Origin of the sequence: Amorphus sp. 3PC139-8, assembly GCF_040750475.1 — a bacterium.
GTDB lineage: Bacteria > Pseudomonadota > Alphaproteobacteria > Rhizobiales > Amorphaceae > Amorphus.
Window position 1 is genome coordinate 1 of the sequence record NZ_JABJVY010000007.1, and the last position, 21,586, is coordinate 21,586.

Annotated in this window: 25 protein-coding genes; 11 read left to right on the top strand and 14 right to left on the bottom strand. The window is 61.1% G+C overall.

What is annotated here, in order from left to right; genetic code table 11:
* Window positions 1-481, top strand: a 481-nt coding sequence (locus tag HNS03_RS08465) for a hypothetical protein (protein WP_367194496.1), incomplete at its 5' end; no start/stop codon positions are given.
* Here the strand turns inward: HNS03_RS08465 and HNS03_RS08470 are convergent.
* Window positions 478-1,221 (bottom strand): hypothetical protein, encoded by a 744-nt coding sequence (locus HNS03_RS08470; RefSeq protein ID WP_367194498.1) that lies wholly within the window; start codon window positions 1,219-1,221, stop codon window positions 478-480. The two genes, HNS03_RS08465 and HNS03_RS08470, sit on opposite strands and share 4 nt — an antisense overlap.
* Before the next feature lie 72 nt (window positions 1,222-1,293).
* Window positions 1,294-1,878, bottom strand: coding sequence for a hypothetical protein (locus HNS03_RS08475; RefSeq protein WP_367194500.1), 585 nt, complete (start codon window positions 1,876-1,878; stop codon window positions 1,294-1,296).
* A 68-nt stretch (window positions 1,879-1,946) separates the two neighbouring features.
* On the opposite strand from HNS03_RS08475, the gene HNS03_RS08480 reads away from it, so the two are divergent.
* From HNS03_RS08480 to HNS03_RS08500, 5 genes are all read left to right on the top strand, one after another.
* Complete coding sequence (locus tag HNS03_RS08480; protein WP_367194501.1) at window positions 1,947-2,597, top strand: hypothetical protein; 651 nt, start codon at window positions 1,947-1,949, stop codon at window positions 2,595-2,597.
* A gap of 103 nt (window positions 2,598-2,700) precedes the next feature.
* Window positions 2,701-2,997: a hypothetical protein gene (locus HNS03_RS08485; protein ID WP_367194503.1), complete on the top strand. Its 297-nt coding sequence runs from the start codon at window positions 2,701-2,703 to the stop codon at window positions 2,995-2,997.
* Window positions 2,998-3,024: 27 nt separating this feature from the next.
* Window positions 3,025-3,180 carry a hypothetical protein gene (locus tag HNS03_RS08490; protein WP_367194505.1) on the top strand — a complete coding sequence of 52 codons (156 nt, stop codon included), beginning with the start codon at window positions 3,025-3,027 and terminating at the stop codon, window positions 3,178-3,180.
* 63 nt (window positions 3,181-3,243) lie between these two features.
* Window positions 3,244-4,869, top strand: a complete 1,626-nt coding sequence (locus HNS03_RS08495) for a type IV secretory system conjugative DNA transfer family protein (protein ID WP_367194506.1) — start codon at window positions 3,244-3,246, stop codon at window positions 4,867-4,869.
* Between the two features lie 228 nt (window positions 4,870-5,097).
* A complete protein-coding gene (locus HNS03_RS08500) occupies window positions 5,098-7,578 on the top strand; it encodes a type I restriction enzyme HsdR N-terminal domain-containing protein (protein ID WP_367194508.1) in 2,481 nt (826 codons plus the stop codon).
* On the opposite strand, the gene HNS03_RS08505 is transcribed toward HNS03_RS08500, so the two are convergent.
* On the bottom strand, window positions 7,507-7,920 hold the full coding sequence (locus HNS03_RS08505) for a type II toxin-antitoxin system RelE/ParE family toxin (protein WP_367194510.1): 414 nt from the start codon (window positions 7,918-7,920) through the stop codon (window positions 7,507-7,509). The genes HNS03_RS08500 and HNS03_RS08505 overlap by 72 nt on opposite strands.
* Complete coding sequence (locus HNS03_RS08510) at window positions 7,907-8,164, bottom strand: type II toxin-antitoxin system ParD family antitoxin (RefSeq protein ID WP_367194512.1); 258 nt, start codon at window positions 8,162-8,164, stop codon at window positions 7,907-7,909. Before HNS03_RS08510 ends, HNS03_RS08505 begins: the two co-directional genes overlap by 14 nt.
* A gap of 164 nt (window positions 8,165-8,328) precedes the next feature.
* On the opposite strand from HNS03_RS08510, the gene HNS03_RS08515 reads away from it, so the two are divergent.
* Both HNS03_RS08515 and HNS03_RS08520 read left to right on the top strand, forming a co-directional pair.
* Window positions 8,329-8,688: a hypothetical protein gene (locus tag HNS03_RS08515; protein ID WP_367194514.1), complete on the top strand. Its 360-nt coding sequence runs from the start codon at window positions 8,329-8,331 to the stop codon at window positions 8,686-8,688.
* Window positions 8,685-8,978: a hypothetical protein gene (locus HNS03_RS08520; RefSeq protein WP_367194515.1), complete on the top strand. Its 294-nt coding sequence runs from the start codon at window positions 8,685-8,687 to the stop codon at window positions 8,976-8,978. Before HNS03_RS08515 ends, HNS03_RS08520 begins: the two co-directional genes overlap by 4 nt.
* Window positions 8,979-8,994: 16 nt before the next feature.
* On the opposite strand, the gene HNS03_RS08525 is transcribed toward HNS03_RS08520, so the two are convergent.
* The 3 genes from HNS03_RS08525 to HNS03_RS08535 are packed head-to-tail and all read right to left on the bottom strand — an operon-like array spanning window position 8,995 to window position 11,430.
* Window positions 8,995-9,354 carry a hypothetical protein gene (locus HNS03_RS08525; RefSeq protein ID WP_367194517.1) on the bottom strand — a complete coding sequence of 120 codons (360 nt, stop codon included), beginning with the start codon at window positions 9,352-9,354 and terminating at the stop codon, window positions 8,995-8,997.
* A gap of 54 nt (window positions 9,355-9,408) precedes the next feature.
* Window positions 9,409-10,875 (bottom strand): relaxase, encoded by a 1,467-nt coding sequence (locus tag HNS03_RS08530; protein WP_367194518.1) that lies wholly within the window; start codon window positions 10,873-10,875, stop codon window positions 9,409-9,411.
* Window positions 10,876-10,878: 3 nt separating this feature from the next.
* Entirely contained in the window at window positions 10,879-11,430 is a 552-nt protein-coding gene (locus tag HNS03_RS08535; RefSeq protein ID WP_367194520.1) for a hypothetical protein, read from the bottom strand.
* Between the two features lie 179 nt (window positions 11,431-11,609).
* Here HNS03_RS08535 and HNS03_RS08540 point away from each other — a divergent pair, with 179 nt between their 5' ends.
* The gene (locus tag HNS03_RS08540) at window positions 11,610-11,753 is read left to right on the top strand and encodes a DUF6538 domain-containing protein (protein WP_367194522.1); all 144 of its coding nucleotides are present in this window, start codon (window positions 11,610-11,612) and stop codon (window positions 11,751-11,753) included.
* 165 nt (window positions 11,754-11,918) lie between these two features.
* Here HNS03_RS08540 and HNS03_RS08545 read toward each other — a convergent pair whose 3' ends face one another.
* From HNS03_RS08545 to HNS03_RS08565, 5 genes are all read right to left on the bottom strand, one after another.
* On the bottom strand, window positions 11,919-12,335 hold the full coding sequence (locus HNS03_RS08545) for a hypothetical protein (protein WP_367194524.1): 417 nt from the start codon (window positions 12,333-12,335) through the stop codon (window positions 11,919-11,921).
* 85 nt (window positions 12,336-12,420) lie between these two features.
* Window positions 12,421-13,305, bottom strand: coding sequence for a phosphotransferase (locus HNS03_RS08550; RefSeq protein WP_367194526.1), 885 nt, complete (start codon window positions 13,303-13,305; stop codon window positions 12,421-12,423).
* A gap of 197 nt (window positions 13,306-13,502) precedes the next feature.
* A complete protein-coding gene (locus HNS03_RS08555; protein WP_367194528.1) occupies window positions 13,503-15,503 on the bottom strand; it encodes an ABC transporter permease in 2,001 nt (666 codons plus the stop codon).
* Window positions 15,500-16,597, bottom strand: coding sequence for a glycine betaine/L-proline ABC transporter ATP-binding protein (locus HNS03_RS08560; RefSeq protein ID WP_367194530.1), 1,098 nt, complete (start codon window positions 16,595-16,597; stop codon window positions 15,500-15,502). The genes HNS03_RS08555 and HNS03_RS08560 overlap by 4 nt, the downstream gene beginning before the upstream one ends.
* 158 nt (window positions 16,598-16,755) lie before the next feature.
* The gene (locus HNS03_RS08565) at window positions 16,756-17,733 is read right to left on the bottom strand and encodes an ABC transporter substrate-binding protein (RefSeq protein ID WP_367194531.1); all 978 of its coding nucleotides are present in this window, start codon (window positions 17,731-17,733) and stop codon (window positions 16,756-16,758) included.
* Between the two features lie 349 nt (window positions 17,734-18,082).
* Between HNS03_RS08565 and HNS03_RS08570 the strand changes: the two genes are divergently transcribed.
* Window positions 18,083-18,886 carry a DeoR/GlpR family DNA-binding transcription regulator gene (locus tag HNS03_RS08570; protein ID WP_367194532.1) on the top strand — a complete coding sequence of 268 codons (804 nt, stop codon included), beginning with the start codon at window positions 18,083-18,085 and terminating at the stop codon, window positions 18,884-18,886.
* 42 nt (window positions 18,887-18,928) lie between these two features.
* On the opposite strand, the gene HNS03_RS08575 is transcribed toward HNS03_RS08570, so the two are convergent.
* Window positions 18,929-19,849, bottom strand: coding sequence for a phosphotransferase (locus tag HNS03_RS08575; RefSeq protein WP_367194534.1), 921 nt, complete (start codon window positions 19,847-19,849; stop codon window positions 18,929-18,931).
* Window positions 19,850-20,071: 222 nt separating this feature from the next.
* On the opposite strand from HNS03_RS08575, the gene HNS03_RS08580 reads away from it, so the two are divergent.
* Window positions 20,072-20,701 carry a class I SAM-dependent methyltransferase gene (locus HNS03_RS08580; RefSeq protein WP_367194535.1) on the top strand — a complete coding sequence of 210 codons (630 nt, stop codon included), beginning with the start codon at window positions 20,072-20,074 and terminating at the stop codon, window positions 20,699-20,701.
* 37 nt (window positions 20,702-20,738) lie between these two features.
* Here HNS03_RS08580 and HNS03_RS08585 read toward each other — a convergent pair whose 3' ends face one another.
* The gene (locus HNS03_RS08585; protein ID WP_367194537.1) at window positions 20,739-21,467 is read right to left on the bottom strand and encodes an HAD family hydrolase; all 729 of its coding nucleotides are present in this window, start codon (window positions 21,465-21,467) and stop codon (window positions 20,739-20,741) included.
* Window positions 21,468-21,586 lie beyond the last annotated feature (119 nt).

A 21,586-nucleotide genomic window follows, 5' to 3' on the forward strand; every position in this document is an offset into this window, starting at 1 on the left:
CCCTTTTGTGCTTGGGAGGCTGCGGCCTAACGCGCCGTGCGCGGCGAATTCGGAATGGCGGCTTTGCGCCGCTCTTGGGTCCAAGTTTTCCATATTTTCTTCTCTAAAATACGTATATCAAAATCCTTCCCTTATGAATTCCACAAAACGACTCTGTATTGCAAGTATTATTGCGCTTATGTACGCTTCCGGCATGCCCGCGCATGCAGAAGAGAGGTTTACGTCTGCCGAATTCATGAAATGGGCGGAGGCGAGTCGCAGCACCTACATCCGCACGGCGCTGATGACGGCCAATATGATTGCCATCGAGAACGACCAGACGCAGGCGGACTGCATCAGTAGCTGGTATTTTGAGGATTCGGACGGGCGGGATGAGATCATGTACCGGGCTATGGAGACGTACCCGAGCTACCATCCCATTGGAATTATCATCGCCGTTGCCGAGAAACAGTGTGGTCTCTTCAAATACGGGAACGACTAGAGCCCCGCGAGGTCCGGCTTCGCTGCTGAAAAGGACTGAGTGGAAGCAACCGGTTCGGGTTGTTCTCGAGGCGCATAGCCAGACCCGATCTCTTCAATCCGATCCTGCAGGACGTTGACCCGTTCTTTCGATGGCGGGTCGTCCTGGTCTGTCAGCTCTTCCCGGATGTCACCGAGTTCGACCTGATCGCGCCGAATGTCGGCGACAGCGTCGTTTGCAGCGCCCAGTCCATCACGCTGCTCGACGAATAGCTCATAGCTCGGCTCGTTGCCTTGCCATTCCAGGGTAGCGGCCAGAACCGGATCGATGGCCTCGCCATCTTCGGAGCGCACCACGCCTTCCGCATCCATGAACACGGCGGTGCCGTCCGGCAGCTTCATTGCGTTTTCGAGTGTGTCGTCCAGAATGCTCTGCGCGGTTTCGGCGCGTTCGAGCGCCTGTTCCAAGGCCCGGTCGACGGCCCTCTCCGCATCCGCCAAAGCGTTCATCGCGCCTTCGTAGGCTCGCGCATATGCCGGGTCGTTCAGCATCATCCAATCCAGCGCAGACATCGACGATCCGCCGCGGCTTCCGTCGCCCCTACCTTCACGCAAAGCCTCGCGCGCTTCGGGGCTCAAAAACCGACCAATCCGCCCAACCTCAACACCCGCCAGCTCCCGCTGCGAGTCGTCAAAATCCAACTGCCGCTGCGCATCCTTCTGCGCGCGGACAATGTCATTGAAGGCGTTCGTGTAATCCATCTCTCGTCTGTCGCATCATGTGACGCTGCCCCCGTTCGTTGTTCTTCTGATCAATATTATAAGTTGTATTGCTTAATTCTTTATTAAGGATTTTTGCTTTTGGCGCCGGACAAATCGCTTCTTTCTTCCTGTTGGCTCAGTGCGCTCAACCTGCTTGCTCGCCGTGCGGTAGTTCCGCCACTCGGCTTCAACGGCTGCCGTGGCGCGCTCCAGGAACGGCTGCCAGGTCTCGTCGGCTTCGGCCTTTTCCTGAGCCCGGTGGTGGATGAGTTGAGCGCGGGCATAGCGGACATAGGCGCGAAGCCGGTTCTGCTGCGCCAGGGAGAGGTCCGGGGAAACATCAAGCGGACCGGTCAGGGCGATGATTTTGCGCAGATGCCGCAGGACCAGACCTGAGGGCCATTCATTGTACCAGTCCAAGGCCTCGGCAGCGTGAGCGAAGATGTTGTCCGGCCCGAGCCCGCGTCTTCGCCGGAGCTGCGCCCGTAACTCCGGCTCGAAGTGGGGCGCGTCGATTGAGAGCGCCCCGTCCCGGTAATAGCGCGCGAGGATCAGACGCCAGCGGATGCGCGTGTACTGCTCATAGACGGTGTTGAGCGAGAGACCGGCCTTTCGGGCGGCCTCTTTGGGCGGAATCCGCTCCGCATAGCAGCGCAAAAGCGTATCCGCCTGAGCGGGAGGAACCCGGGCCCTAGGGCTGAGGATCGGCTCTGACATCGCGCGCCGTGGCTCTCAACTGCGACAAGGAAAGAATATATAAGTCAGAAAATTATTGGAATAAATCCGCGCCTGTCTTGGTATATTGGAAGGGGCAGGCGTTGCGCGGTGTTGATCGCCGCGCCATCCTCAAGAAACCGATCTTCGCCGTCCTCCCCGCAAGAGCCAAAGGTTTTTCAGGCCGCAGTGCGTCTGAAGCCTTGGTTCCAGCGGCAAACGGAGGATGTCCGATGATCTATTGTCCCTTGTGCGGCCACAAATTCGAGCTTCGCGATCGGCCAGAGGCCTCGAACGACGATTTCGGCGTCGTGCGCATGCCGGACGATCGCCAGCTCTTGCGCGCCGCGCATTACCAGCACCTGGCGAAGCGGCTGGCCGACCTGCCAGTGTCGAGCCGGGAGGTGCCGAACTGGATCGCCGACACGATCTGGACCTTCCCCGGTACGATCCTCGCCGCCGACGGCACGCCATTCGAGCTGGAGCCCGAGGGCATCGATGCCGCGTTCAGCGAGGACGGCTCCTTCCGCTGGATCAGGTCCTTCCGTGCCCATGCCGATCAACCACTGAAACAAAGCCCGCAGACCCGGCTGCTCGCGCGGCTGCGGCTGATCGATCTCGCTTTCCGCATCGCTGACTTTCAGGCGCCTTCGCGCGGCTGATGCTTTTCCGGAAGTAGGCCCGCAGGCCGCCCCGGAGAGGCGCAGAACGCAAGGGAGGGTGCGGGTCGTCCGCACCCTTTCCAAGCGGAACCGGGAGCGATCCATGTTCAACAAGGAAGACCACAAGCAGGCGGCCCGGAGCGTCTTCATGAGCTCCATCGAGTGGCTCGCCAACATCGGGGCGGTCGTCGCGACCTTCCTTCTCCTGCCGTTCACCTACGAATGGAGCATGCACTTCATCGAGCCGTTCACCCGCCGCCATTACGGCGACGAGCTGCTCGGAGCCGTGTCCGTGATCTGGCTCGGCGTCGTCGTCCTGTTCCTTTTCTTCATCGCGCGCATGTCCATCGGCACCGCCCTCGTCATGGGCGGCCTCGCCGTTGCCGTGCGCTTCCTCTGACCCCCAAGCCATCGAAAGGAGACCGTCATGGCCAAGCGAGAATACGAGCGCATCGGCAGCCACCGGATCGATCTCTACCGGCCCAAGCCGAAACCGAAGAAGAGCTTCGACTGGGAGGCCCTGTTCGGCGGGGTGGTCCTGCTCTTCATCCTGATCGGGGTGCTCGGCAGCTGCGCCGGGTAACCACACCAAACCTTCATTGAGGGGCACCTGCGGGTGCCCCTTTTCGTTTGAGGAGAGGCAACGATGAATTCTCACAACGAGACCTACCGTTTCGGCAGCGCCCGCTGGGCCAACGAGGATGAGGTTCGTGACGCCGGGCTCTTCGCCAAGTCCGGCCCGCAAATCGGCTACTGGGAGCGCACGCCGCTCCGCTTCGAGAGCGACGCCCCGATGCTTACCATCGGCGGGGCGGGCTCCGGCAAAACCCGCGATCTGCTCGCCTATGCCGTCTGCAATTCGCCGGGCCAGCGCATGGCCATCATGGACCCGCGCGGCGAGCTCGCCGCGATCTCCATGATCGCCCACGCCCATCACCGCGAACATGCCTATACCTGGAACCCGATGCGGATCGCGGGGCTGCCGTCCCACAGCTGCAACCCGCTCGATATCCTCGACCCGGCAGCCCTGACCTTCCATTCCGACTGCAAGTTCATCGCCGAAAGCCTGATCCCGCTCTCCGGCTCAGCCAACGGGCATTATTTCGAGCTGCGGGCACGGGAATGGCTGGAGGCGCTCCTCAAGCATCATGTCGAGCGCCATGGCCGGATCACGCTCCCCGATCTCGCCCGGCTGATCGACACCATCGAGGCGAACCCCCAAGCCTGGGCCGATCAGCTTTCGGCCATGCTCGCCTCGGCCCACGACTCCGTCCGCCGCGCCGCCGGCGAGATGCTGGTCAAGCAGCAGGACAGCCCGAAGGAGTTCGGCGCAATCCTGGGCGAGATCTACGCCCACACCTCCTTCCTGTCCGACCCCGTGCTGCTCCCCGCCCTCGACGGCGGCGACTTCTCGCTCTCCGTCCTGACCGACCCGGCCCACGCCGTGAAGGTGTTCTTCAACGTGCCAGCAGAGTATCTGGGCCTGTGGTCGCCGCTGATCCGGCTCTTCTTCACCGTCACGATGCTCTACAAGTCCCGCGCGCCGGATCGCCCCCGCATCCTGCTTCTGGTCGACGAGGCGGGTCAGCTTGGGCGGTTCGAGGCGCTGCTGCGCGCCTTCACCTACGGACGCGGCGCGGGCGTGCGTGCCTGGGCGATCTTCCAGGACGTTGGCCAGATCGTCCGCAACTTCGACCGGAGCGCGCTCCAGGGCTTCCTGGGCTCGGCGCAGATGCGCCAATTCTTCGGCGTGCGCGACTACGAGACGGCGGAGCTGGTCTCGTCCATGCTCGGCCAGGAAACCCTCAGCTACGACGACACGCTCGCCCAGGGCGAGGCCCGGATGAAGAAACAGGCAATCGCCTGGCACCTGCTCGACGGACAATCCCCGTTCGACATCGCCCACGAGTACGCGCATCTGAGCAAGGCGAGCGTCCACCGCACCAAGCAGCAACGCCCCCTGATGACGCCCGACGAAATCCTGTCTCTGCCGGAGGACAGGCAAATCCTGTTCGTCTCGGGCCACAACCTGCCGCCGCTTCTCGCCTGGAAGCATCCGTACTTCTCACGTCAAGCGCGCTGCGAAATGGCGGGCAAGTTCCTGCCGAACCCTTACCATCCGCCGACGGACCACATCCGCATTCCCACGGCGATCTTCTCCCGCTGGGCCAGGGTCGTCACCGAGCCGGTGCCCGCCGCGTTCGCCGACTTCCCGCAGTATCGGGAGGGAATGTGGAGCTATGTGAGGGGGTGGGAGCCGAGGGTGTGTTGAAATATCTCAGCCGGTCGCCGATCCGGCCCGAAATCTGTGCCCAACAATCTATTTTGTGATGATTATTCGTAGAATCCCTCGAACTATAAGGTTGAAACGCACGGCACTTTGCTAAACTGCGGAATCAACGCTACAGTCACCCCCCGGGCCGAATTAGAGACGGCGCGGCCCTCGAAGCCTTTAAGCTTCTGCATTGCATCATTTTTTCTAAACGAAAGAGTTGCGCTAGTGATCGCAAGATTGCCATCCAAGAACCGCTACGCTACTCCTATTTTTGATACGGCAGAACTCCGCACGGAAAGTGATGTGGAGCAAAAATTAATTTATCCATTTCTTACTCATTCCAGCTATTTAAGTTTGTCGTCAGCTTGGGTTCGCACTAAGGAATATATGTCGCCTACTCATATTGATAAAACAGCCGGAAAGAAGCACGGCTATTATCCCGATTACTCAATCTGGCTTGGTGGAATACCGCTAGTTATTATAGAGGCAAAAATGGCGGACACGGCACTCGAATTAGCACTTCGAGAGGCCCGTCTCTATGCTTTAGAAATCAACAAACGCTATCCGCCGAACATCAATCCTATTGGCTTCGTTTTTGCCTGCAACGGCGACGAGATGGCGCTAAGTCCTTCGGATAGCGAACAAGAAATATTGCGGTTCGAATCCGTCGCAGCGCAACCTGGCTCAGCGATATTAGAAACCCTAATAAGCTCCATTGGGAGATCGGCCTTAGAGGCCAAAGCAAACCGGTTGTCGGCGCACTTCCAGGTTCGAAGCGCTTTCAGTACAGCCTCATTTATGGGTGGCCAGGGTCGACTAAATGAGCAGCTTGGTGTCAATGAGTTTGCCGAACCTCTATTCCCGACACTCACTAAGTATTTTGGAGCGACCTCTGAAGAGACGCCTGACGAGGTAATAGACAGGGCGTATGTTACATCCGATGAGCTTGGTCGATACGAAGGCGTGCTTGAGACTTATCTAAAAGCAAAAACGCCTCAAATTGCGGGGAACCAACTCCGACCGATTGAGACAAGTAAACGACAAGCGTCGGGAATTTCGACGGAGGTGCAAAAATTTTCACAGAATCCGAAATATTATAGTAGGGTTCAGTTAATTGTTGGGGCTGTCGGTTCTGGGAAGAGTACTTTTATTCGACGGTACTATAGAAAATTGATGTCTGATGAAGTCAATATGAGGACGCGCTGGGCGTTTATCGACTTCAATGTTTTTCCTCCCGGTGAAAATATTCAAAATTGGATCGCTTACCAATTCCTGGGTTCATTTTCTGAAGTGAACCAGATTGAGCTGCATGACTATGATTTGATTGAGGCTGTCTTCTCTCATGAGCTTAGGCGTTTTGATCAGGGTGCGAACAAGAGGCTTTCAGAAATCGATCCAGCCGAGTTTGAGAGGCGGAGGTCAACGTACCTTGACGGCCTGACGCAGAACCCTGTCGACTTTGCCAGATGTGCGGCGAGATATTTTTCCGGAGAAAAGGGTCTCGGCTTGGTTGTCGCATTTGACAATGTCGACAAGCGATCGCGAGATTTGCAGCTTTCAATTTTTGAGGGAGCTCAATGGTTTAAGGATCTTACGAGGGCGCTGGTACTAGTGAATTTGAGAGACTCAACGTTTGCCGCCCATCGTGATGAACCTCCGTTAGATGCGTTCGTCAATGCCATAAATTTCTATGTCCATCCGCCCCGGTTCGCGCAGGTTATCCGAAAGCGACTGGAGTTGGTCTTGGAAGTAATTCCCGACGAGGTGGATAAGAAACAAGAATATTATCTCTCCAGCGGCTACAAGGTGCAGTATCCTGCGTCCCGTCTCGGTGAATTCCTTATGACAATATATTTATCTTTATTTGATCAGAGGTCACTGAAAGTGGCCTCGGCACTTGAGGCGCTGGTTGCAAAGGATGTTCGTCGGGCGCTTGGTATGTTTGCCGATATTTTGGTATCTCCCCACATTCCGACCGATCAGATTACTGGGACGGTGTTGACGGATGGGGCTTATCGAATTCAAGAATTTAGAATTATTCGGGCTCTAATGAGGCAAAGAAATAGGTATTATAACGGAAGCACTAGCTATATAAAAAATATTATGGATTTAGATCAGGAGCACGCAAGGCCTAGCAATTTTCTATACTGTGACATATTGGAGTACATGATTAGAAATCGGAAGGCTCGTATCGATTTTGCTCAAGAGGGTTACGCTACAATCGCTACTATTAAAAAGAAAATGAGTATGGGTGGTTACGACGATGATGATGTTTCGTCGAGTGTCCGAACTCTAATTGAATGGGGTTTGCTTGAGCCTGAGAGTCTCGTTGTCGACATTTTGACGGATGAGGATGCTGTCAGAGTTCACGCAACAGGTTTCATTCATATGAGATTTTTTATTGAACGAGTGGAGTATGCAGTCAGTGCGACCGCGGATATGAGGTTTTTGTCTCGGCAGGTTGCAGAGGAGATTGGGCGCATTTGGGCTGGGCAAGGGAAAAATGACGACCTTTCTCGTTCGATGAAGCGCAAGGTACTGAGTACTCTAAAATCTTACTTAAGCGAAGAATATAATAAAAGGTGCCGAAGGCATGCGTTTTACGAAGAGGTGGGGCTTGGAGGTAAGGTTTTATTAGATTCGCTTGATCGGGCGTTGGGGCATCTCGAACCTCAACGTGCGGGAGGCGGCATTTATCAGAGGTAGGTTTGACTGCAATGTTGTGATGCGTATTTTTTGCAGAAGTATTATTGTTTTCAAAAGTGCCTTGCCGGGTCCTGCTTGTCGCCGAGGACGCGGGGGATGAGGATATCGTCCCCCTTGGGGCCGGTAGTAGATCAAGTGCGAGCGGTATTCGTAGCGGCGCAGGCCGGGGCTGATGTGGCTGTAGTCGTTGCCCCAGCTCGGATGGTCGGCGAGAAGCCCGAAGCGGTCGTGCAGGCCGGTGATGTAGTCGCGGGCCGTCTCCAGCCCAAAATTCAGGACAGAATATTCGGTGATCGCGTCGATCTCGGCATCCGCCGTCGCTGTGAGCCTATAGGTTGCCATCCCGCCTCAATCGGTCTTCCACGCGCTTCATGATGTCGGGAACGGTGGCCGTGCTCTCGCCGCTCGTCAGCGCCTCGTCGATGAGCGACTTCAGCTCGCTCTCGGCGCGCCTGCGGTCCTGGTCGCGGCGGATCAGGTCGCGGAAATATTCGCTGTCGTTGCCATAGCGTCCGCTGTCGATCTGGGATTTGACCCAGTCCTCCATCGCGCTCGGAATGGTGATCGTCTTTCGCATCATCGCCATGTGCGGTCTCCTTCTACATCCAGAATAGCATATGACGAAAGTATGATGCAAATCATACTATGAGCGTTTGTCTCTGTGCGGCTTTCCGGATGTCGGCCCGCCACCGTGTGCTTTCTCCTTTCAGGATGACGGGTCCAATCCCTGAATTTGAGAGGAGATGCGCAATGAGTGACCAAGGCCAGCAGCCTGCGCCACAACAGCAACAACCCGAGCCCCAGCGCCAACCGGAACCGCAACGACAGCCAGGGGCGCAGCAGCACGCTGAGCCCCAGCCGTCCGAATCTCACGGTGGCGGCAAGCCGAGCCATATCGCCTATCAGGTCCGCGAAACCGACCAAGGTGATGCCTACTTCAACCGCGTCGGGGCAGCCTTCGCCCACAAGGACGGCGAGGGCTACAGCGTCATCCTCGATTCCATGCCGGTCGACGGGCGGGTGACGCTGCGGACCCTCCAGGATCGGCTGAACACGGCCAAGACCGGCAACGGGCAGGAACGCGGCGGCCGAGGGGAGCCCGAGCGATGAGCGCGGAGCGGGAGAGCGGTCCGGCGCTGGAGCACTCTGGGCCGTCGATCGCCACGGCTGCGGAGCGCGACAGCCTGATGGCCGGGCGTCCCGAGCCGCAACTGGAGCCGCACCTGACGCCGGGCGGCGGTACCGAGTTCACCGTTCACCAGACGGTGGAGGTGGAGCGGGAGACCAGGATCGCGTCGATCCAGGAACGTCTCGACGCCGCGCGAGAGCGTCTGAGCAACGATCATGCCCGTGCGATGGTGCGCGGGCAGGCGCGGGCCGATTTCGAGTGCGAACGATGAACGGAGAGCGGCGGGCTTAGTCCCGCCGCTGTTCCTTGCGTTCGTGGAACCGAGCGATCTGGTCGCGGGCAATGGTGAGGGGGATCGTATCGTCGGTGTAGTCGACGCCGATCTTCTCACCGGTCTTCACGACACATTCGATCAGCTCGCCGAAGGCCGTCTCCAGTGGGACGGCTTTTTCGTCCGCCCAGGCGAGCGTCATCTCCAGAAGCTTGGCCTCGTCGGTGACGTGCGAGGACGCGACGATGCGGTCGAACCAGGCCCAGACCAGCCGGTAGGCTTCGATCCGGCGGGTTTCGCCATCGGGGAAGGTCAGCGTCCGGGATGAAACCCGCAGCATCTCCTCATGTTCGCGGTCTATCAGATAATCCAGCATCTCAATAGGATACGGTATCCGGCCAAAACGCTGCAAACTTGAGCCGGATTTCCCTTATCTTTCAAAGTCCAAGCCGCGATTGCGCTGAGGCGTATGCGGCGTCTGTTGCCGCAACCGGTCGAGCCGCTCTTGATGGCTCGGCTGTGCTGGCGGCTGGACCTGAGGCTGAGGCTCCGGCTGAGCCTGTTGGGGCTCACGCTGCGGGGCCTTCGGTGTGTCGGTCTCCTGCACCCTCTCCGGCGGCTGGGGCGCGTTCGGCGGTGCCTGGGCCTGGGCGAAGTCCTTTTGCAACGGCGAGGCCGGATCGCGCTCCATCCGGGCGTAACGCTCCCGATCGTGGGCGATCTCGCGCAAGGCCTCCTTGTGATGGTTCCGGGCGGCGACAATCTCGGTCTGGAGCTGGCGGCGCTCACTGAACTGCGCCTGGATCAGCTCGTCCTTCTGGGCACGGTCGCGCTGGAGTGCCTGATAGGCCTCCCACTCGTTCTGTCGGGTGATCTGGGCCTGCTTGCCGGTAAAGCGCTGCCACAGCCCCTTGAGACCTGACGTATGGAGCCGGGCCGCACGCTCGCGGGCTTCAGTTTCCCAGCGCTGTTTCTGACCGGTGTCGAGCTTTGCGCGCTCTTGCCGCTGCGCGGCCACCATCTGCTGGCGGCGCTTCTCCAGCGCCCTTTGCTGCGCAGCATGCCGGGTCGAAGCCTCTTCACCGTGGCGCTTGAACGCGCCGCGCATGTCCTTTGCGATCTGGACCTTGGCTTCGTCGACGCTCGGCAGATCGGTCGGTTCCCCAAGCCGGGCGCGCACCTCCTTCGCCTTCTTGTCGGCATAGCGAGCAATGGACAGCACCTCGCCCTCATGGGTGACGGCGACGTGTCCGCGCCGGTCGCCCTTGGCGAGGACCAACCCGCGCTCGGCCAGCGCATGGCTGAAAGTGGCGGCGGTATCGCTGATCGCCCAGGCATCCTGGACGGCGGTCTTCAGCTCGCGGGCATCCTTGCCGATCCGCTTGCACTGCTGCCATTCGGCGAGCGTAAAATTACGCGGATCGCTCTGGCCGCTCTTGGACAGCCCGGCAGGCATTTTCCAGTCCTGTTCCAGGTGGATGTCGCGGCTCACGTCCTGGAGCTTGGCCTTGAAGTGGGGGAGGTTGCGGGCGGTCATGGTCTCCGCATCAATGCGGGACCAGACGCAATGGGCGTGTCTGCGGCCTTCCTTCTCGTGGAACACGACGACGCGCGGCTGGCCCTGCAGCCCCGTCTTGGCCTCGATGCGCTCGATCGTCTCCTCGAACACGGAGATGGGTACATCCTTGTCGGCGGGCGGATTGAGCGAAACGGAAAACAGGAAGTTCCGGCACCGGGTCCCCTGGGCGACGGCCTGGGCCTCCTTGAAGGCGCTGGTGACATCCTCGGAGACGAAGCCGCGCACTTCGTGGACGGCGACGTGCTCGTTGTCGGTCTCGTTCAGAAGGTGCACTGCGAGCTGCTTTGCCCCGCCGCGTTCGCTGGCGACGAACAGCATCGCTCAGCGCTCCTGGATGCCGAGCGCCCGCATCACCGCTACCTTGATCGCAGCAATGTCGGCACACGCGACCTGCAAGGCCGTCTCGGTCTCCTCGGACACCGGCAGCGTCCCAACACGCATGGCCTTCGCCAGCTCGGCGACGTTGGCCGCGAGCCCGGCCTTGCCGAGAAACGCCAGCACCTGAGCCAGAGCCTGCTGGTCCTTCACGGGAAACCGCCCGCGCGGGCGGCGCGCTTCGGCGCCATCCTCGAACAGGCGATTGCGAATGAAAGTGCTGAGGCCGAGCGATCCCGCGCGACGCTCCAACAGCGCGCGCTCCTCGGCGGTGAGCCGGATGGAAACCGGCTTGGTCTTGGGTGTCTTGAAATGGGTCATGTGAAAATCGGCAATAGGGCATCGCCTGCGCGCCGGAAATCGACGCACAGCAAGGCCAGTTTGAATAATGGAATGAAAGAAAATCCGGCCTTGGCGAAAGGCCGGAACAACAACGGGGATGAATGTCAGGTCAGAGGAACGGTTCCGGAGCATCTTGAAGCTCTGAAGGCGCGGCATACTCTTCCGAGTATGTCGACAATGCGGCTTCCCAACTTGCCAATGTCCGGAAAAGGTGATTTAATTCTTCGCCGTCTACGTCCACCAATTCCCGGCCTAAGGCTCCGGGATCGGTAAACTTCCCAATTTCCAGATAGTTACGTTCCGTCTCGTGGTCACAAATGTGGTATACACGAGGCATGAGAGACGTGGCGAACACCCACTATCTGATCAGGCGCGGAGAGGTCTGGCACTATCATCGCCGGGTCCCGCTTGCGCTCGTCCCGATCCTCGGCAAGCGCTTCGTCAAGAAGTCGCTGGATGTTTGTATCGCGCGATTTTGACCGGCAGGTTTGCGCAAATATGGTTGGTGCGAAATACGTGGAATTAGATCTTTAAAGTATCCCTGCTAGGAGGGCGTAAAACTGAGAAGAAGCATATATGAAGCATCCGTATGAGGCGATCACAAAGACAACTGTAGTGATATGAATAATGACGCCCCACCTTCGCTAATTTCTGTTCTTGGGGTATTTTAGGTAGGGGTGATCGAACGTGCGTTCGTGGTCAGCCAGATCCATTGTATAGAAATACTGGGTAAAATAGGCTGCTGCAGGCCCTGCACCCCCAAGCACTAGACCTGCCACCAACCAAGTGAAGATCCAGCCCACCTCGACAGCAGTTCCAGAAAGCCGGTCCGAATTGGCTGAAACGAAGCTTAGCAGCGCGACGATGCTCGCGCTCAGGACGATGAGTGGGGATCGGAGCGCCATTAGCCCAAACTGGATCGTGTGCGCGTCCGAACTCGCGATGGAATCGTCAGATCGCTTCCATGCCTCTTTAGCCAGTTCACGATGGAGGGAGGTTAGCTCTTCACTATCTGCCATCCCGGCATCCGCCTGAATTCGTTTACACGTCAGATCGCTCACATTCGATGATACGCCTCGACTGGCTCGCAATAAACGAAGCTCCGACCGCAGTGCGAGCCGGTTTCCGCTTCGCCTGGAACCACGCTCAGCCCGAGCGCAGCTCCGCCCAGGCCTGTTCCAGCCGCGACAGGTTCTCCGCCGTGTAGGCGGCGAAGTCGAACTCCACACCGGAATGAAGTTCGGAGACCATGCTCCACATGGTCTCGCGCAGCAGCGAGGCGACCTTCATCGCGCCGAGCTGGCGGCGCAGCCCGTCGTCGGGCGAACGGCCGAAATAGAGCTGCAGCATCCGGTCGCTCTCGTCCGCCGAAAACTGGCTGTTGGAGGAAAGCCCGCCGAGATCGAAGAGCGGCGAGTTGAAGCCGGCATAGTCCCAGTCGATCAGCCACAGCCGGTCGCCGTCATCGAGGAAGTTGGCGGGCAACAGATCGTTGTGGCCGTAGACTAGGTCAATCGGACCGATCATCGCTTCAAGCGCATCCGCCCGCGCCCTGAGATCGGAAAGCCGCTCCAGATGCCGGCTGCCGCCTGCTTCCAGCACCCGCGCATAATGCCGGCAGATGTGGAACACCCAGAACACCAGGGCAGGGGCGGAGATCTGGCGTGCCATGCCGTGGTGGCAGCGGCGCAGAAGGTCCACGATGCGCGGTAGCATATCGGGGGCGCGGACGTCGTCCTCGCCGAGCGTGCGGCCCTCGATGAATTCCAGAACCAGCACGCCGGGCTCGGCGTGAACCACCGGCGGAGAAATGCCGAGTTCGGCCGCCGCGCGCGAAGCGGCCAGCTCGTTGAAGCGCATCACGCCATGGATCGGGATGTCCTCACCGACGCGCACGAAAAAGCGCCGGCCGCCATCTTCCACCAGAAAGTTCGTGTTGGTGATGCCGCCCGTGACCGGCTGTGGCTCGACCGGTCGCGTCCAGATGTCGAGCCGGGCAGCGCGCGCAGCGGCGCTCTCGGCGTCAGCCATGTCGTCTCCTCGATTTTTTCCCGCAAAGTCGGACGGAATATCGGTTCCCCCTGGCTTTGCTAACCCAGCGCGCGACCGCGCGCCGGCCGGTCAGGCCGCCCCCCGGAGCCGGTGAGCGGAGCGAACTCGGCGTGAGGGCGATTCTCTAGATCGCAAATCCGGACGGAAAGTCGGGTCTGACGCGTCCAAGGATGTGCTTATTCGACCTGGAGCTGGCGCTTGCGTTCTTCCGCCCAGGCGTTGATCAGCCGGTCGGCGATCATCGCGATAAAGGCGACGCACAGCCCGGCCACCACGCCTTGGCCGATATCGGCGCGTGTGAGCGCGATATAGACCTCCTGGCCGAGATCGTTGGTGCCGACGAGGGCTGTGATCACGAGCATCGAAAGCGCCATCATGATGGTCTGGTTGAGGCCGAGCATAAGCTCCGGCATCGCGAGCGGAAGCTGCACCTTCCACAGAAGCTGGGAGGGACGACAGCCGGCCATGGTGCCCGCTTCGATGATGTTGGCCGGAACGCGCCGGATGCCGTGGTCCGCGTAGCGCACCGCCGGTGCGAGCGCATAGAGCACGATCGCGATCATGGCGGAGAAGTCGCCGACGGCGAACAGCATCACCACCGGGATCAGGTAAACGAAGCTCGGCAGCGTCTGCAGAGTGTCGATGGTGGTTTGGGCGAAGCGGCGGAAGCCGTCGTGACGGGCCGACAGGATGCCGATCGGGATCCCGATCAGGCTCGCGATCACCACCGACAAGCCGCAGAGATAGACGGAGATCATCGCCTTCTCCCAGTTGCCGGTAAGCGCGATGAACGCCGCCATCAGCGAGACGGTGATGGCCAGCCGCAGGCCGCCCAGGCGCACACCCGCCACCGCCAAGACCGCGATCACGCCCAGCCACGGCGCATCCACCAGAAAGCGCTTCAGCGGCACCAGCACATAGATCAGCAGGAACGCCTTGATCGCATCGAGAGTGTCGTAGAGGTGGACATTGATGAACTCCACCAGCCGGTCCCAGAACGGCCCGGTGTCGAGCACCATCGACTGCGGATAGATGGCAATCGCGGGATCCAGCGCGGCGATCAGGAGGCTTGCGAGCACCAGCGCGAGAAAGCCGGCGGCCGTGGCGTGGCGGGCGAAGACGCTCATGCCCTGCTCCAGGTGAAGCGGCTGCTTCTGGCGGTAGACGAAGGCGTGGCTGAGCCGGTCGAGCGAAATCGCAAGCAGGGTGATCGCGATACCGGCTTCCAGACCGTCGCCGATCGCCAATCGGCGCAGTGAGGTCAGAACGTCGCGGCCGAGCCCGCCGGCGCCAATCATGGAAGCGATGATCACCATGTTGAGCGACAGCATGATGACCTGGTTGACGCCGACCATCAGGCTCGGGCGGGCCGTTGGCAGCAGGATCCGCCACAGCATTTGGCGCGGCGTGCAGCCCGCCATGTTGCCGAGTTCCACGATCTCCGGCGGCACGCTCCTGAGCGCGAGCATCGTCACGCGTACCATCGGCGGCATGGCGTAGATGATCGTCGCGATCATCGCCGACACCGGACCAAAGCCAAACAGGAACAGGACCGGCACCAGATAGGCGAACACCGGCACCGTCTGCATCAGATCGAGGATCGGTTTGATGATGTTGGCGAAGGTTTCGGAGCGGTGCGCGAAAATGCCAAGCGCGATGCCGACGACCACGCCCACGGGCACGGCCACCAGGATAGACGACAGCGTGATCATCGCGCTTTCCCACTGGCCGAACACGGCGAGATAGGCAAAGCAGAGAAAGACGAGGAGCGCCAGGCTGCGCCCGCCCAGGCGCCAGCCGAGCCAGGTTACCGCCGCCACGACGCCGAACCACGGTACTGGTGGCACGAAGATGCCGCCGCCGAAGGGCAGGTGCCAGCCTTTGGAGAGCACCGCGATGCACGCCTGGAGCGGCAGACCCAGCACCCAGGCGATCGCCCGTGTCAGCTCCTTGAAGGTGAACAGACCGAACGACAAGTCGTCGACCAGCCAATCCATTGCCGACGAAATCCAGCCCTTGATCGGCAGGACCCAGACGGAGGCCGGGTCCCCGATCCAGGCGACGTGAGGTGCCACGTACCAGAGGGCGACGAGAATCGCGATCGCGACGAGCCAAAGCAGCCGGCCGGATAGCGGGTTCGCCGTCGCGGCTGGGGAGGAGGTGGCGGCAATGCTCATGCCGATTCCGCCAGAAGCGAAATGACCGCCTCGCGCTCGACCATGCCGATCGTCTCGCCGCGACGGTTGACCACGGCGAACGGCTTGCCGGCCTCAATCAGGTTTGCGGCGAAGGCGGAGACCCGTTCGCTGGGCTTGATCTCGCCGCCATAGTCGGTGCCGTCGACCGGTGCGCCCATAATGGAACGGGCGGACAGCACCTTGGAGCGCGCGACGTTGCGCGTGAATTCTTCCACGTAAGGCGTTGCCGGTCGCACCACGAGATCCTCCGGCGTGCCGATCTGGACGATCTCGCCGTGGTTCATGATCGCGATGCGGTCGGCAAGGCGGATGGCCTCGTCGAAATCGTGGGTGATGAAAACGATCGACTTGTGCAGAAGGCGCTGAAGGCGGAGAAACTCGTCCTGCATCTCGCGCCGGATCAGCGGATCGAGCGCGGAAAATGGCTCGTCCAGGAACCACAGCTCCGGTTCGGTGGCGAGCGAACGGGCGATGCCGACGCGTTGTTGCTGGCCGCCGGAGAGGGCGCGGGGGAAGTCGAGTTCGCGTCCGCCGAGGCCGACGAGCTCGATCACCTCCATGGCCCGCTTTTCGCGGGTGGCGCGATCGACGCCCTGGATCTCGAGCGGGAAGGTGACGTTGCCGAGCACGGTCAGATGGGGCAGCAGCGCGAAATGCTGAAACACCATCCCCATCTTGTGTCGGCGGATGTCGATCAGCTCCTTGCGGGAGCAGGCCAAAAGGTCCTGGCCTTCGAAGACGAGTTCGCCGGCCGTCGGCTGCAGAAGCAGCGACATGCAGCGGATGATGGTGGACTTGCCGGAGCCGGACAGGCCCATGATGACGAAGATCTCGCCGTCGTGCACGTCCAGGGAGGCGTCGCGTACGGCGGGCGTCAGGCCGGCTTTTTCGAGCGCCTCGGTCGACGGGCTGCCGCCATGGCGCTCGATGAACTCTTTCGCTTCGTCCGCATCTTCGCCGAACACCTTCCAAAGCCCTCTGCAGGAGAGCTTCACGTTGCGCTCGTCGTCGCTGTCGATGGGAGAAGCGGCTGCGGGACGGACGGACGGGGAGGCGGTGACGGTTTCGGTCATGAACTCAGACGATGGACGGAGAAAAGGGCGAGCAACGATGGGCAATGATCAAACGGACGGGCGGGGCGCCTTGAGCGCTTCCGGCTCGGATCGATGCAATCTGAGCCAAAGGAAATTGCGTCTGCTCTTGGGGTATAGGCCCCGCCCGCGAGATTGCCTTAGCTCTTCGGAATCCAGCTCTTCCAGGTATCCTGGTTGGCATCGAGCCATTCGTCGACGACGACCTGGAGCGGCATGCCGTCAACGTCGACCTTACCGATCATCTCGCCCATGTCTTCGTTGGTCATGTGGAAGTTGCGGATGGCCTGATAGGCGGCCGGCCACTTCTCTTCGCCACCGACCCAACCGACGGCTTTGATCCACCCGTACGGCTTGCCGCAGTCGTAGGCGGCATCCTTGTTCACGCCCCAGCTCGGATCCTCGTAACAGGCATCCTCGTACTCGGGGAATTTGATCCATTCGCCCTTGAACTGGATCGGGGCCCAATGCGGAGCATAGATCCAAGCCAGGATCGGCTTCTTGCGCTGGTAGGCCGACTGGACCTCGGCGAGCAGCGCGGCGTCGGTGCCGGCGTGGATCACCTCGTAGTCGAGGCCAAGCGCTTCGATGCGCTCCTCGTCAAAACCACCCCAGGTCACCGGACCGCCGAGATAACGTCCCTTCGGGCTGGTTTCCGGCGAGGCGAACAGCTCCTTACAGTCGTTCAGTGCCTTCCAGTCCGGCAGGCCCGGGCAGTCTTCCTTGACGTATTCCGGGAACCACCACTCTTCCTTGGCCTCCATGCCGGTCTCGCCAAGGTCGACCGTGTCGCCGGTCTTAAGCGATTTCTCCAGCGCGTCCTTCGCTGTGGTTTCCCAAATCTCCATGGCGACGTCGAGATCGCCGCTTTCCAGGCCGGCGAACTGGGCGAGATAGTCGGCCTGAACGTAGTCGACGTTGTAGCCCATCTCCTCCAAAACGCCGCCCATGACGCGGGTCGTGATTTCCTGGCCGGTCCAATCGTTGATGGTCATCTTGATCGGGTCGGTGGATTCCGGAACGCTCTGGGCAAAGGCGCTGCCGGCTGCGGCGGCCAGAATGGTGCCGCCCAGAAGCAGGCGGGCGCTGGTTTTCGTGATCGACTGTCGGCTGGTCATCGAGTCTCCCCTTGCGGTGCAGTCCCAACGGTGTCGCGCCGCGCCGGACGGCGTCGGCGTTCGGATGTCGCGGCCCGCCACGCAAAAACATGCGGGGCCCAAGATCCGAGACGAGCGAAGCCGACCCCCCTCCCGGAAGGCCGAACGCACTCGCCGACTTCGAAAATCCAACATATCCTGCGGTGCAAAAACCACAACTGTCAACCGAAATGCCACAAAAAGCCACAAATCGGCGATCTACCTGGGTGGAGACTCATGGTAAACTTTGAACCGTGTTGGCCAAATCGAGGCCTCGAAATGTCGAGCGAAAGTCGGAATGTCTGAAGGATCGCCTGCCAGGAGCACCCCTGTGCATAAAACGGCCCGCTACAATGCGATCATGCGGGCCTTGGAAGAATCCGGATCTTGCTCGGTCGCGGAGCTGACCCGCCGATTGGGGGTCTCCGACGAGACCGTGCGCCGCGACATCAAGGCGCTCGCCGCGCGCGGGCTGGTCGAGCGGGTTCATGGTGCCGTCATCCTTCCGGAGCGCACCGGGGAGGCGGAGTTCGAAAAGCGCATGGCGCTCAACGCCGCGGCCAAGGCGGCCGTGGCGCGCCGTGCGATCGAGGAGATCCAGGACGGCGACGCGCTGATGATCGACAACGGCGCGACGACGGCCTATGTGGCCCGTGCGCTGTTGGCTCGGCGCGACCTGTTCGTCGTCACCAACGGAACGGAGATCGCCCGCACGCTGGTGCGCGGAAAGGGCAACCGGGTGCATCTCGCCGGCGGCGAGATCCGCGCCTCGGACAACGCTGCCTTCGGCGAGACAACGATCCAGTTCATCCGGAATTTCCGGGCGCGTTACGCCATTCTGTCGATTGGCGCGATTCATCCGCAGGGCGGCTTCATGGATTTCCACCTCCAGGAAGCCGAGCTTGCCCGCGCGATGATTGCCCAATCGTCCCAGTCGATGGTGGTCGCCGACCATACCAAGTTTCGCAACCAGGCACCGGTGAAGGTCTGTGGTCTGGATGGGATCGGCACGCTGGTCTGCGACCGGCCGCCGCCGGATGCCCTGACCGATGCGCTCGCCGTGCATGAAGCTCGGATTCTGAGTGCTAGCGGCGAACGGGAGCCCGAAGATCTCGCCGATTCGGCGCATGCTTGAGTCGATGCCGAGCGGGCGAGGGCATTCGGTCGGAGGCGTGGGTTACCCCTTGCGGACGGCCTCCAGGTGGCGGGCAAATTCCGGGTTGGCCATCAGCGCCTTGCAGCGTGCGAAGCGCTCTTCGGAATAGGCCCAGAAGTCCTCCGCCGGATTGCCGTCTGCATGCTGAATCAGGCCCCAGAGCGTCCACAAAAGGTCGCACATGGCCTTGTAGATCACCATCCGGCCGAACGAGGCCGCGTCGGCGGGCCCTTCGCAATAGGCCTCCATCATCTCCCGGTCCTGCTCTGGCCCGAAGCCAGCCTCCACGGAGAGGTCGCCGAGATCCCAAAGCGGATCGTTCATGCCGGAATATTCCCAGTCGACGATCCACATGCGCTCGCCGGTATCCAGGAAATTCTCGCACAGCGGATCGCAGTGGCAGGGGGCGAGAGCGGCGGGATGCGTGTCCAGTGCCTCGCGCACGGCCTCCGCATCGGCCACCACGTCGTGATAGCCCTCCGGCAGCTCGGCCTTCTTCTCGGCGAGGAGCTTCAGATAGTCGTCGATCATCGAGAACAGCTCGAACCGGAACTCGAAACTCTGACCGCTGGTGTGGAGCTGGCGAAACGCCTTGGCTGCGCGAGTCGGCGCACCGGGCGTCTTGCGGAACAGCTCCGGCGACATCGTCGGCGCGTCGATATAGTCGGCGAGCATCAGCCCGCTTTCGCGATCGAAATGGATAACTTCGGGCGAGACGCCGGCGCGGGCGGCGGCGACCGCGTTGTGGGCTTCCACCTTGCGGTCGATGTAGCTTTCCGTGCCCGCGCCGGGAATGCGCAGCAGATAGTCGCGTCCGTCGCGCGTCACCTTGAACACGATGTTGGTGAGGCCGCCCAGGCGCTCGATCGCAACGTTGCTGTCTGAGGCATTTTCGAAGCCGGGAATGTGCCGGAGGCGGGCCAGGGCATGTTCGGTGTCCATTCGCTCATCTCCTTCCAGGCGGCCGCAATATGTCGGCCACCGTCATCTTGGTGTTGGGATTCGTTGGATATCTATCGCCCAAAGAGCCGATATCCGTCAAACTTCCAAAAAATTCCACAAGACGCTATAGTCGCGCATCCCACGTTTCGAGCGCACGGTTTTGCGAGGGTGACCTCGCGGACGCCGTGTGCGCCCCACCGAAGCTTCAGGAAGAGAGTTTCAATGAGCAACGATCCAGCCAAGAGTCTCGACGTCGTCTATTCTGCTGAAAGCACGGCGGACGTCGCCAAAAAGTACGACGACTGGGCCAAACGCTACGATACGGAGATGGCGACGCTGGGCTACCGCCATCCCAACATCTGCCTTGCGATGTTGACCCGTTACCTGCCGCGTGGCGAGGGCCCTGTCCTGGACGCGGGCGCGGGCACCGGCCTGCTCGGCGAGTGGATGGATATCGTCGGCTACAAGCAGGCGGAGGCGCTCGATATCTCGGAGGGCATGCTGGAGGTCGCGCGTTCGAAGAACGTCTATTCGGCCTTTCACGTCGCCGCCCTCGGCGAAAAACTACCGATGGCGAACAACAGCTATGCCGCGGTGGTCGCCGCCGGCGTGTTCACGGTCGGTCATGTCGGCGAGGAAGGCTTCGACGAGTTGATCCGGATCACGCGCCCGGGCGGCATTCTGGTCGTGACGATCAAGGATTCGCTCTACAAGGAGGGGCTTGGCGGTTATCTCAAGGACCAAGAGGCCAAGGGTGTCTGGACCATCCTGGAAGAGACGCCCTCCTATGTCTCCATGCCGAATCGACCGGACACGGTGCCGAGCCGCGCCGTGGTCCTGAAGGTCAACTGAAGCGGCCAAGCGGGCGTTTGAACGGACGAGGCGGCCGTTACGCGGCCGCTTCCGGCCAGACACCGAGCTGGTCAAACAGGGCTTCAAGCTGGTCGATGCCGCCGATCACATGATCGGCCTCGGCCGCCAGCTCCTCCTGGCTGGCGGTTCCCGTCAGAACGCCAATGCAGAGCGCGCAGCCGGCCGCGCGTCCCATGCGGATATCGTGCAGATTGTCGCCGACCACGGCGACCTCTGAGGGCTTCAGGTCGTTCGCCCGGCAGAAGGCATGCACCATGCCCGGCTGCGGCTTGCCGCCGTGGCCGCTGTCATAGCCAGCCACGAAGAAGGTGTGGCCATCGAGGCCGACCGACTTCAGCGTGGCGCGGGCGCCTGCGGCGCTGTCGCTGGTGGCGACGCCGACGGCGAGGCCGCGTTCCATCAGCCGCCGAAACAGCGCGCTGAGATCCGTCACCGCGACCGAACCTTTCGCTCCCTCCGTGAAGATCGCGTCGAGTGCGTCGACCAGGGTGGCGTGCTCGTGCGGCGCGCCCGCCTCCACCCAGGCTTCCGCGATTTCCCCCGTGTGGGCAGCCGCGAGCAGGCTTCCGCCGGCGACCGTGTGGGTTTCCGGGTCGTGGCCGCCGAGCGTCAGCAGACGTGCCTGAAGGTCTGCGTCGCCGGACGCCGCATGCTCCGCGGCGCGGATGTTGATCGGCACCCAGGTGCGTGCGTAGTCGATGAGGGTGCCGTCCTTGTCGAACAGGACGCCCTTGAGTTTCGTCATGACGGTGTCCGCTCTGCCGTTCCGGTTGTCGTCGCTAGTGGCCCGCCTGCGCGCGCCATTGGGCAGGAAAGAGTTCGGACAGGCCATACACGAGCCCGACAGAGCTTCAAAGCCGCGCA